This window comes from Streptomyces sp. NPDC059455 (genome assembly GCF_042750115.1).
GTDB lineage: Bacteria > Actinomycetota > Actinomycetes > Streptomycetales > Streptomycetaceae > Streptomyces > Streptomyces endocoffeicus.
Window position 1 is genome coordinate 1 of sequence record NZ_JBHYVB010000302.1, and the last position, 10,474, is coordinate 10,474.

At 70.5% G+C, this 10,474-nt stretch carries 11 protein-coding genes and 2 pseudogenes; 4 read left to right on the plus strand and 9 right to left on the minus strand.

The window, feature by feature from the left end:
* Window positions 1-126: 126 nt before the first annotated feature.
* From ACFXB5_RS49900 to ACFXB5_RS49915, 4 genes and pseudogenes are all read right to left on the minus strand, one after another.
* The gene (locus ACFXB5_RS49900; protein WP_385221792.1) at window positions 127-642 is read right to left on the minus strand and encodes a hypothetical protein; all 516 of its coding nucleotides are present in this window, start codon (window positions 640-642) and stop codon (window positions 127-129) included.
* Between the two features lie 105 nt (window positions 643-747).
* Complete coding sequence (locus ACFXB5_RS49905; protein WP_385221795.1) at window positions 748-1,614, minus strand: sugar phosphate isomerase/epimerase family protein; 867 nt, start codon at window positions 1,612-1,614, stop codon at window positions 748-750.
* Window positions 1,611-1,835, minus strand: a pseudogene (locus ACFXB5_RS49910) (inositol 2-dehydrogenase); the annotation flags it as partial. The gene ACFXB5_RS49905 and the pseudogene ACFXB5_RS49910, both read right to left, overlap by 4 nt.
* Window positions 1,808-2,051: pseudogene (locus tag ACFXB5_RS49915) on the minus strand (2-keto-myo-inositol dehydratase); the annotation flags it as partial. The pseudogenes ACFXB5_RS49915 and ACFXB5_RS49910, both read right to left, overlap by 28 nt.
* Window positions 2,052-2,280: 229 nt before the next feature.
* Here ACFXB5_RS49915 and ACFXB5_RS49920 point away from each other — a divergent pair.
* Complete coding sequence (locus ACFXB5_RS49920) at window positions 2,281-3,276, plus strand: LacI family DNA-binding transcriptional regulator (RefSeq protein ID WP_385221817.1); 996 nt, start codon at window positions 2,281-2,283, stop codon at window positions 3,274-3,276.
* A 12-nt stretch (window positions 3,277-3,288) separates the two neighbouring features.
* On the opposite strand, the gene ACFXB5_RS49925 is transcribed toward ACFXB5_RS49920, so the two are convergent.
* Entirely contained in the window at window positions 3,289-3,888 is a 600-nt protein-coding gene (locus ACFXB5_RS49925; protein ID WP_385221798.1) for a LysR substrate-binding domain-containing protein, read from the minus strand.
* A gap of 21 nt (window positions 3,889-3,909) precedes the next feature.
* Between ACFXB5_RS49925 and ACFXB5_RS49930 the strand changes: the two genes are divergently transcribed.
* On the plus strand, window positions 3,910-4,380 hold the full coding sequence (locus tag ACFXB5_RS49930; RefSeq protein ID WP_385221800.1) for an RraA family protein: 471 nt from the start codon (window positions 3,910-3,912) through the stop codon (window positions 4,378-4,380).
* Window positions 4,381-4,402: 22 nt separating this feature from the next.
* Here ACFXB5_RS49930 and ACFXB5_RS49935 read toward each other — a convergent pair whose 3' ends face one another.
* Both ACFXB5_RS49935 and ACFXB5_RS49940 read right to left on the minus strand, forming a co-directional pair.
* Window positions 4,403-4,690 carry a YiaA/YiaB family inner membrane protein gene (locus ACFXB5_RS49935; protein WP_256648366.1) on the minus strand — a complete coding sequence of 96 codons (288 nt, stop codon included), beginning with the start codon at window positions 4,688-4,690 and terminating at the stop codon, window positions 4,403-4,405.
* 77 nt (window positions 4,691-4,767) lie between these two features.
* Window positions 4,768-5,358: a TetR/AcrR family transcriptional regulator gene (locus ACFXB5_RS49940; protein WP_385221803.1), complete on the minus strand. Its 591-nt coding sequence runs from the start codon at window positions 5,356-5,358 to the stop codon at window positions 4,768-4,770.
* Between the two features lie 167 nt (window positions 5,359-5,525).
* Between ACFXB5_RS49940 and ACFXB5_RS49945 the strand changes: the two genes are divergently transcribed.
* A complete protein-coding gene (locus tag ACFXB5_RS49945) occupies window positions 5,526-6,545 on the plus strand; it encodes an aldo/keto reductase (RefSeq protein WP_385221806.1) in 1,020 nt (339 codons plus the stop codon).
* A gap of 114 nt (window positions 6,546-6,659) precedes the next feature.
* Here the strand turns inward: ACFXB5_RS49945 and ACFXB5_RS49950 are convergent, their stop codons facing one another.
* Entirely contained in the window at window positions 6,660-7,400 is a 741-nt protein-coding gene (locus tag ACFXB5_RS49950; RefSeq protein WP_385221808.1) for a MerR family transcriptional regulator, read from the minus strand.
* A 33-nt stretch (window positions 7,401-7,433) separates the two neighbouring features.
* On the minus strand, window positions 7,434-9,179 hold the full coding sequence (locus tag ACFXB5_RS49955; RefSeq protein ID WP_385221811.1) for a right-handed parallel beta-helix repeat-containing protein: 1,746 nt from the start codon (window positions 9,177-9,179) through the stop codon (window positions 7,434-7,436).
* A 165-nt stretch (window positions 9,180-9,344) separates the two neighbouring features.
* On the opposite strand from ACFXB5_RS49955, the gene ACFXB5_RS49960 reads away from it, so the two are divergent.
* Window positions 9,345-10,355, plus strand: coding sequence for a methyltransferase (locus tag ACFXB5_RS49960; RefSeq protein ID WP_385221814.1), 1,011 nt, complete (start codon window positions 9,345-9,347; stop codon window positions 10,353-10,355).
* Window positions 10,356-10,474 lie beyond the last annotated feature (119 nt).

Below are 10,474 nucleotides of genomic sequence, written 5' to 3' on the forward strand. Positions count from 1 at the left end.
GGGGCATGCGCCCTCGGCACCCCCGCCCCGCGGCGGGCCCGGTCGGGCCTGTGCCTGGTGGGGCCGGGTCAGACCGCGGACGTCCGCAGCGCCCATCTGCGGGCGCTGCGCGGCTGACCCGCCCGTCTATCCCAGGCCGGAGGCGCCGAGGATCCCCCGGGTGGCCGTGTCATCCAGATTCCGGCCCAGCAGCCGCAGGACCTCCGTGCCGTGCCGCAACGTACCCGCCTCGAGGGAGCGCCGGGCACCGGTGTCCAGCTCGTGCCACAGCAGCGGATCCGCGACCAGGACGCCCAGGTCGAGCGTCACCCGGTGGCCGTGGACGTCCCACAGAAGCAGACGAGTGGCGATCCGGCCGTCCCGCCACACCCCGACCAGGGCGTCGATGCGCACCCGGCGGACGCGTACGAGGCCCCGTACCGTCAGCCAGCCACCGCCCGCCGTCACCCGCGGTGGCCGCAGCACCGTGAACACCGCCACCGCGAGCAGGGCCCACAGATCGGCCCGTGCCACGGTGAGCCCGCCCGAGGCCCAGTCGAGCACCGTCGTCACCCCGGCGAACGCCAGCGCGAGCCACACCGCCCACCGCGCGTCCGCACCCCGTCGGCGGGGCGTCCGGACGGGGCCCATCACCCGTTCCATACGGGCACGCTAGGCCGGGCACAGGGCGGGTGGAACGCACCCTGACGCTCCTCATACGCCGCCCTCACCACCTTTGACGGGATTCTTGCGCCCGGCCGCCGTGACTTACGCCGCGAGTTCCTTGCGGATGCGGTTCAGCATGAAGGCGGAGGACTCCCTGGCCCGTTCCTCCCAGGCGAAGACGCAGGAGGTGGCGACACCGTCGAAGTTCTGCTCGCGGAGGGTGCCGAAGAAGGTGTCCCAGTCGACCTCGCCCTGGCCGATGTCCAGGTGCTGATGGATGCGGGCGGGGGTGCCGGGCGGGTTGAGGATGTAACGCAGCCCGGAGGAACCCTTGTGGTTGAAGGAGTCCGCGATATGCACATGCTGGAGCTTGTCGCCCGCGTAAGCCATCATCGCCGCGATGTCCGCCGTCGGCTCGGCGCCGGAGAGGTGGAAGGTGTGCGGAGCGCAGTAGAGGTAGTTCACCCAGGGCTTGTTGATGGCGCGGACCAGGTCGACCGCGGGGGTGTTCTCCTCGCAGAAGTCGTCCGGGTGGGCCTCGAGGTTGAGGGCGATGCCCTCGCGTTCGAAGAGCGGCAGCAGCTCCTCCAGTGAGCGCCAGAAGGCGGCCTCGCTCTCGGCGGCGCGCTCGGGGCGGCCGTTGAACTCCGAGTTCATCAGCGGGCATTCGAGGTCGGCGGTGATCTCGATCATCCGCTTCCAGTAGCGGACCGCGGTCTGCCGCTCGGTCTCATCGGGTGAGGACCACTTGTACAGCGGCAGCACGGAGGAGAGCTGGACACCGTGCGTGCGCAGGGCCCGCTTCAGCTCCGCGACGCGCGCGTCGTCCGCCCGCGGGTGGCGGAAGAACGGCATGAAGTCGTCGCGCGGGGACAACTCGATGTATTCGTAGCCGAGTTCGGCGACCGTGCGCACCATCTCGTCGAGCGGCAGCGCGCGGAGCATATAGGGGTCGAGTGCGATCTTCACGAGGCGGCTCCGTAGAACGCGGGTCGGGGCTTGATGTCGACGGTGATGATCTGGCCGCCCGCCTCCAGGGACTGGACGGCGGCGTCGGTGATGACGGTGGCGGCGTAGCCGTCCCAGGACGACGGGCCGGTGGGTTCGGCGTCCGCCGCGACCGAGGCGATCCACTCGCGGAACTCGGTGTCGAAGGCATCGCCGAACCGGCCCTTCCAGTCCCGCGGTACACCTCGCGCACGTGGGCGAGCATCTGGTCCCAGGCGTCGGGGCGGTGCAGTGCCCCGAACGCGGTGCCGCCGGAGACCCGCGGACCGCGCGTCGAGGAAGCGGGTGTACGTCACCTGGTGCTCGTCCTCGGGGAACCAGACGCCCCAGGAGTCGGGGGCGGAGCCCAGGCACAGGTTGCCCGCGGTGGTGCGGAGAGGGGATGGCGCCGTTGCCATGGAGTGTCCTTCTGTGGAGGGGGGAGGAGGACGGGGCCCTCGGGGCGGTGGGTCGGGGAGAACGGGGTTGACTAGCGCGCTCTACTAGCGCGCTCCAGTCGAGTACGATGGTCGCTGTCCGAATGTCATGTCAATAGCTTGTTGCCGGGGGATTTCACGACTGCCCGTAAGGTTGGGCCGCGTCGGAGGGTGGTCACAGGTGGAAACATCGGGCAGGCAGCGGCCCACCATGGCGGACGTCGCCGAGAAGGCGGGCGTGTCCCGGGCACTGGTCTCGATCGTCTTCCGCGATCAGCCGGGGGCGAGCCCGCGGACCCGCGACCGGGTGCTGCGGGTCGCCGACGAGATCGGCTACCGGCCCGACAGCGCGGCTCGGCTACTGGCCCGTGGCCGCAGCCGCACGCTCGGCGTGATGTTCACCGTGCGTCAGCCCTTCCACGCCGACCTCGTCGAGGGCATCTACCCCGAGGCCGAGCGGCTCGGCTACGACGTCCTGCTCTCCGCGACCGCCCAGGGGCGGGGCGAGGCCAAGGCCGTCGAGGCGCTGCTCGGCCACCGCTGCGAGGCGGTGATCCTGCTCGGCACCGACGCACAGCCCGTGGACATCGACGCACTGGGACACCGCACGGTCGCCGTCTCCGTCGGCCGCCGGGTGCCCCACGCCCGCGTCGACAGTGTGCACACGGCCGAGGGCAAGGGCGTACGGCAGGCAATGGAGCACCTCGTGGAACTGGGCCACCGCGGGATCGTGCACATCGACGGCGGCCGTGGACCGGGTTCGGCCGAGCGCCGCCGCGCCTACCGGGCCGCGATGCGCCGCCATGGTCTGGAGTCGGAGCTACGGGTGATCCCGGGTGAGCACACCGAGCAGTCGGGCATCGACGCGGGCCGGCTGCTGCTGGACGAACGCGACCACGGCCGGCCCCTGCCGACGGCGGTCCTCGCGGGCAACGACCGTTGTGCGATGGGGTTGTTGATGACCCTGGCGCAGGCGGGTGTCGAGGTTCCGCGGGATCTGTCGGTCGTGGGCTACGACGACAGCCACCTCTCCCATCTGATGCCGATCGGCCTGACCACGGTCCGCCAGGACGCGGTGCTCATGGCCGAGTACGCGGTGCGGTTCGCCGTGGAGCGACTGGAGAACACCGTGTCGGAGCCGAGGGAGGCGGTGCTGGACCCCAAGCTGACGGTACGGGGCACCAGCGGACCGCCCCCGGGTGGGTGAACGCGGGGCGGGCTAGCCGAAGTCGGTGATCAGCTCGTGCACGGCATGGGCGGGCTCCGACAGCGGCTGATGGTCGGAGGTGCAGAGGGAGAGCTTGACCTGGATGGCCGGCTCGACGATCCGCCGTACCTCCAGGTTCCGCACAGCGGGGATGGCGCGCGCCGCCGACCAGGGCAGCACCGTCGCCCCGAGATCCGCGCCCACGGCGCTGACCAGGGTCAGGACCGATTCGAGCTCACCGATCACCCGGGGCTGGAGCGACGCCTGCTGGAACGCGGCCTCCACCACCTGGCGGATGGTGTGAATACGGCTGGGCGGCAGCAGACCGACGTCGACCAGCTCCTTCAGCGCCACCTCACCGTCCCCACCCGGAATATCCGCGCCCGGGGCGGCGATCAGAAACAGATCCCCGGTGCGCAGCGGCTCGAACTGCACTCCCCGGAGCGGACCGGCCCCGTAGATGAAGGCCATGTCCATCCGGCCGGTCATGAGCGCTTCGCTGATGACCCCGCCGAAGTTCTCGTTGATGTGCAGCAGGATGTCGGGGTAGCGCTCGCGCACGCTCCTGAGCAGGGGAAGCGCGAGCGCCGCGCCCATGCTGTACGGGGCCACCGCCGCAACATCATGCTCCAGGTGGCCATCGCCCACGCCCGCCCCGGCGATGTCATCGTGGTCTCCGCGGGTCAGTACGCCGAGGCGGGCTCCTTCGGCGATGTGCTGGCCAACGCGTGTGTGGCCAAGGGCCTCGCTGGCCTCGTCGCCGACACCGGCGCCCGCGACACACAGGAGCTGCGGAAGCTGGGCTTCCCGGTGTTCTCGTACAGCGTCAGCAGGAAGGGCACGGTCAAGGAGACCGTCGGCCCGATGGCCGAACCCGTCCTGATCGGCGGCGAGATCGTCCGCCCGGGAGATGTGGTGCGCGCGGACGCCGATGGCGTCGTCGTGGTGCGCCGCGAGGACCTGAAGGACGTCATAGCCAAGTCCCGGGCCCGCGTGGACGCGGAAGACGCGTACATCGCCGCCTACCGCGCGGGGAAGAGCGTGATCGAGGTCAGCCGGCTGGCGGCGGTGCTGGAGGCCAAGGGGCTCGTCATCGACGAGTAGTGCCGGGTGGCGCGGGTCGGGTCTACAGCTTCTCGAAGGGATCGTGGTTCGCGAGCAGTTTCTCCACCCGCGCCTGATCGACCCGGCTGACGATCTGCCCGGCCTCCTGCCGGTCCCGGATCACCTTGGCCAGGGTGAAGGCGGAGGTCACCAGGTAGAGCACGGAGATGGCGAGGAAGCCGCGCACCCAGGCGTCGGCGCTCAGCCGGAAGATGCCGATGGCGGTGGCGGCCATGGCGACGGCGAAGGAGGCGATCGCCTGACCGTAGAACGCGGCCGTGCTCTGCTGCTTGACCGGTGTCTCACTCATGCGGACAAGAATGGGCGGATGCGGTCGGCTCCGCATCCGTCCGGATACTCAGGTACGTACTCAGAAATCGGGCGCCGTCAGTGGGGTTGGCGCAGTCCCGCGATGAGGAGTGCGACCAGTCGGCGTGCGTCATAGCCGGGGTCGTGCTCGGCGCCGATGCAGAGGTTCCCGACGCCGCGCATGAGCTCGTACGCCTTCAGACCGGGTCGGATCTCCCCGGCGTCGGTCGCCGCGTCGAGCAGCTGGGTGCACACGGGCAGGAGGCGGTCGATGAAGTACGAGTGCAGCGTGTCGAAGCTCGTGTTGTCGGACCGCAGTACGGCGGCGAGGCCGTGCTTGGTGACCAGGAAGTCGACAAAGAGATTGATCCACTGACCCAGTGCGGCATGCGGTGTCGCACTGCTCGCCAGCAGGGCCGGACCGGCCTCGGCACAGGCCTCGACCTGGTGCCGGTAGACGGCGATGATCAGGTCCGCCCGGGTCGGGAAGTGGCGGTAGATCGTGCCCACCCCGACACCGGCCTTGGCCGCGATGTCGCGCACCGGCGCCTCCACGCCCGAGGTGACGAACGCCGAGGCCGCCGCGTCGAGCAGGGTCTCCTGATTGCGCCGGGCGTCCGCTCGCTTGGACCGGGCCGAGGGCCCCGCGCCCTTGTCGCCTTCGCTCACCGCGCGGCTCCCTCCACTGCCGGGCTTGCCAAGCGGAACAACGTTCCGTATCTTTACCGGAGCCAGGTTCCGTTTGTCTATGATGCCAGAGCAGGGGCCCGGCAGCCAAACCGCGCATTGCCGCCGCGCAATGCCACCACGCTTCCCCGCAGTGGAGGAACACGGTCATGCAGTACCGCACCTTGGGCCGCACCGGTGTGCAGGTCAGCTCCCTCGCGCTCGGCGCGATGAACTTCGGCGGGATCGGGCGCACCAGCCAGGACGAGGCCACCGCCCTCGTCGACGCCGCTCTCGAGGCCGGGATCAACCTCATCGACACCGCCGACATGTACAGCGCCGGTGAGTCGGAGGAGATGGTCGGCAAGGCCATCGTCGGCCGTCGCGACGACATCGTGCTGGCCACGAAGGCGGGCATGCCCATGGGGGACGAGCCCAACCACCGGGGCGGCTCACGCCGCTGGCTGGTCACCGAGCTGGACAACAGCCTGCGCCGGCTCGGCGTCGACCACGTCGATCTCTACCAGATCCACCGATGGGACCCGGCCACCAGCGACGAGGAGACGCTGTCGGCGCTCACCGACCTGCGGCGCGCGGGGAAGATCCGCTACTTCGGCTCCTCGACCTTCCCCGCCTACCGCGTCGTCCAGGCCCAGTGGGCCGCCCGCGAGCACCGCCTGAGCCGCTATGTCACCGAACAGCCCAGCTACTCGATCCTGCAGCGCGGAATCGAGCGCGACGTACTGCCCGTCACCGAGGAGTACGGGCTCGGCGTACTGGTGTGGAGCCCGCTGGCCTCCGGCTGGCTGTCGGGCGCCATCCGCGCGGGCCGGTCCATCACCACCAGCCGCTCGGCGTTGATGCCGGAGCGCTTCGATATCACCATCCCCGCCAACCGGGCCAGGCTCGACGCGGTCGAGCGGCTGGCCAAGGTCGCCGACGAGGCCGGTCTGACCATGATCCAGCTCGCGCTCGGATTCGTGACCGCGCATCCCGCCGTGACCAGCGCGCTCATCGGCCCCCGCACACTGGACCATCTGCACACACAGCTCGCCGCCGCCGACACCGTGCTCTCCGCCGATGTGCTCGACGCGATCGACGCGATCGTGGCCCCCGGCACCGACCTCGCCGCGCACGAGAAGCACGACACTCCGCCCGCGCTGCTCGACCCGTCACTGCGGCGCCGCTGACGGTCCGGTGCCACCTCTGTCCCGGCATCGAGCGGGAGGAGCCGGCGCGCGACCAGCGGGATCAGGGTCTCCGCCACGCCTTCGCCCACCCCGCCGCCCGAGCGATCGGCCGGCTCAGGACGCCGTCCCGCCCCGTCGGACGGTCAGCCGTTCCATCACCCGGCGCACCACCTCGGCCTGGGCGGGCGAGTAGTCGTCCAGCAGCGCCTGCTCGAAGCCGGTCGCCGTCGGGCCGCCGTCCGGGATGGCCGCCAGCACCTCGTTCGGTACGGCGGCGGACAGCTCATCGGCCAGCGGCCCGATCCGGGGGTCGTCCGCCGTGGCTCCCTCCAGTTCGTCCAGCCGTTCGTACAGCGGGAGCACGGCGCGGTCCTCGGCCAGCGGACGCAGCGCCGCGTACACCGCGTCCCCGCCGATGATCCCCTCGAGCAGCATCAGGTGCTCGCGGTCCTTGGCGGCGGTCGGCGAGGAGGTGGCGGGCGCCACCTTCAGGAGCTCGACGAGCGCGGGGGAGAGCGGCGCGTCCGGTGTGAGCGGGCCGTCCAGCAGCGCCGCCAGCACCTTGCGGCGCTGCTGGATCTCGTGTTCCTGACGGGCGAGATCGGTGTCAAGCTCGCCCAGCACCTCGGCCAGCTCACGCCCGGCGTCGTCCGCGAGGACGTCCCGCACCTCGTCCAGGGCGAGCCCGAGCTCGGTCAGCCGCCGGATCCGGGCCAGCAGAACGGCGTCCCGGAGGGTGTAGAACCGGTATCCGTTGGCGCGCCGCTGGGGCTCGGGCAGCAGACCGATGTGGTGGTAGTGCCGCACGGTCCGGGATGTGACCCCGACCAGCGCGGCGATTTCTCCGATGCGCATATGGCCAGTAGAAACCCTGCCGCTGCGACAAGGTCAAGCGCGTCCGGCGGGCGGCCCCTCGACGGCGCCGATATCGGGGCGGCCGCGGTAGAGCGGGGCGCCACGGTAGTCACGGCCGCCGTTGTCCGGGATGACGGTGCCGTTGCCCATCAGCGGTGAGCCCGGCCGGGGGGCGAAGCCCAGCGCGGTGCCCAGCCGCGGTCCGCTGTCGGCCGTGCCGTACGGCCCGGACACCTTCGGGTTCACCAGCAGCGGATCGCCCGTGCGCGCGGTGGGGTCGGTGGCGGGAACGGGCAGCGGGGCACCGCCGTAGAAGTTGTTGGCGTAGCGGATGGTCGGGCTGGTGGTCAGGCTCGCGCCGGCGACCGCCGAGGAGAAGGCGTTGTCGTGCAGGTCGTAGCGCGCGCTCAGGGAGGAGCCGTAGCCGTAGACCACATACCGGCTCGCCGGGTTGTGCACCGTGTTGTTGTAGACCTCGGCCGAAGCGGCCCGGTCGGAGTGCAGATAGAGCGGATACCGGGAATTCCCGCTGAGGAGGTTGTACCGCACCACGACATCGCCGAAGGAGAACTGGCACAGCAGAACGCCATCGCCGTTGTCGTGCACGAAGTTGTACTGGATCCGCATCCGCGTGGTGCCCTTGTCGGCGTCGATGCCGTTGGAGTCGGCGCCCCCGGCCTTCTGCTCCGTCCGGTACACCTCATTGCGCTGGATCACCACATCGTCCGCGTAGTACGCCTCGATGCCGGATGTCCCCGCCTTGTCCACCACATTGTGGTCGACCAGAGCGCCGCGCACATTGGTCAGGTACATCGCGTTGCAGCCGTAGCGCGTCCCGCCCTGGGAGATGAAGTTGTTCCGGATCGTGATGTCCGTATGCGGAGTGAAGACGGTGTCATCGGGTGAGGTCCGGGTGCCCCAGCCGGTCGGCACCGCGACGGGGGCGCCGTTCGCGTCCTTCGCGTCGCCGGTGTACTGCTTGACGACGATGCCCGCGAACGAGGTGTCGCGCACCGTGGAGTTCCGCACCTCGATGTCGTGGAGCACGGTCGCGGCGGACGGCGGTGCGGTGAGGTCGGGGACGGTCGTGTCGAACACGATGCCTCCGGTGCGCTTCGACCGGTCCCATCCGGTCTTGAAGCGAACCCCCGGGGCGTTGCCGGAGACATCGCCGCCGATCCAGTTGACCTCACCGGTCACATCATGGACATCGACGCCGTCGATGACGAAGTGGTCCAGCCGCCGCGCGTTGTCGCCCGAGACATGGATACCGCGCAGATCCCGCAGATTCCCGCCCGGAGTCCCGGTCGCGGGCGCCTCGTTGCTGACGTCCAGACCGCGGATCTCCCAGTACTCCTGGTTGAACAGCCGCACCGCGTCATCGACGGTGCCCTCCCCGCGGATGCGCGGCTTGGGCCCCGTGCCATAGCCGCCGATGACGATCGGACGGTTTCTCTCGCCCGAGCCCTTCGGCCACAGTTGGCCCTTCCAGGAGCCACCGGCCTTCAGCAGGATCCGGTCCCCGGCCCGGAAGGTGGTCCGGCCGACGCGGTCGAGGCCGCGCCAGGCGCTGGCGGCGCTGGTGCCCGGCGCTCCGTCGTCCCCGGAGCGGGAGTCGACGTAGTAGGTGGTGCCCTTGGGCGCGGGGACGGTCCGCGTGGTCTGTGCGGTGTGTGCGGCGGCGGGGTGCGCGACCAGCGTGGCCGCGCCGAGGGCGGCGGCCGCGAGAAGGCCGAGCGGCCGTCGGCTGCGTCTGACGGATCGTCGTCCAGGTGTCATTCGTCGAATAGAAAGCGCTGTCACGCGGGGTGTCAAGGGCCCGTCGCTCCCGTCGCGGCCGTCCGGCGGCGACCCGTGTAGGGGGCAACGGGACGGTAGCGTAAGGAGGTCCGAATACGGTCGGGTGCGGCGCGAGCGCAGATCCGGTAACAGTGAGGGAGCCTTATGCGGCACGAGATCAGCCCCGAGCCCATTCTTGCGGTCGGGCTCGGCTTCATGGCGTCGAAGGCGCTGCTCACCGCGGTGGAACTGGATCTCTTCTCCCGGCTCGCCGACGGTCCCCGCACCGGCGCTGACCTGGCCGAGACGCTCGGACTGCACCCGCGCGGCGCCGCCGACTTCCTGGACGCGCTGGTGGCCCTCGGATTCCTGGAGCGGTCCGAGGGCGTGTACCGCAACAGCCCGTCCACCGACACCTTTCTCGACCGTAGGAAGGCCACCTATGCGGGCGGCATCCTGGAGATGGCCAACAGCCGGCTGTATCCCTTCTGGGGATCGCTCACCGAGGCGCTGCACACCGGGAAACCGCAGAACGAGCACAAGCACGGCGGCGACGTGTTCGACGCCATCTACCACGACCAGGAGGGGCTCGAGCGATTCCTGCACGGAATGACCGGGCTCAGCATGGGCAAGGCGATGGTGATAGCCGAGCGGTTTCCCTGGGCCGACTACCGGACGGTGCTGGACGTCGGGGGAGCGGTGGGCTGCGTCCCGGTGGCGGTGGCCCAGCGCCACCCCCATATGAGCGGCGGTGTCTTCGAGCTCCCCCGGGTGCGGCCGGTCTTCGAGAAGTACGTGGCGTCCTTCGGCCTGGAGGACCGGCTCACCTTCCACGGCGGCGACTTCTTCACCGATGACCTGCCCGGCGCGGATGTGATCGTGCTGGGCCAGATCCTGCACGGCTGGGGCCTGGAGGAGAAGCGGCTGCTGCTGAAGAAGGCGTACGACGCGCTGCCGGACGGGGGAGCGGTCCTCGTCTACGACGCCATCATCGACGACGACCGCAAGGAGAACACCTTCGGTCTGCTGGCCAGCCTGAACATGCTCATCGAGACCCGGTCCGGCTTCGAGTACACGGCCGCCGACGGGCGGGCCTGGCTGGCGGAGACGGGGTTCAGCGGCAGTCGGATCGAACCACTGACGGACGGTTACTCCATGCTGGTGGGCATCAAATAGCCACCCGGCCGCGGGGGCCCGGGCGGGGGGGCGCCCCCCCCCCCGCCGCCGCGGCCGCGCGACGCGGGAGGGGCACAAACCCCCCCCCCCCCCAACACCCGCCACACACAACAACAACC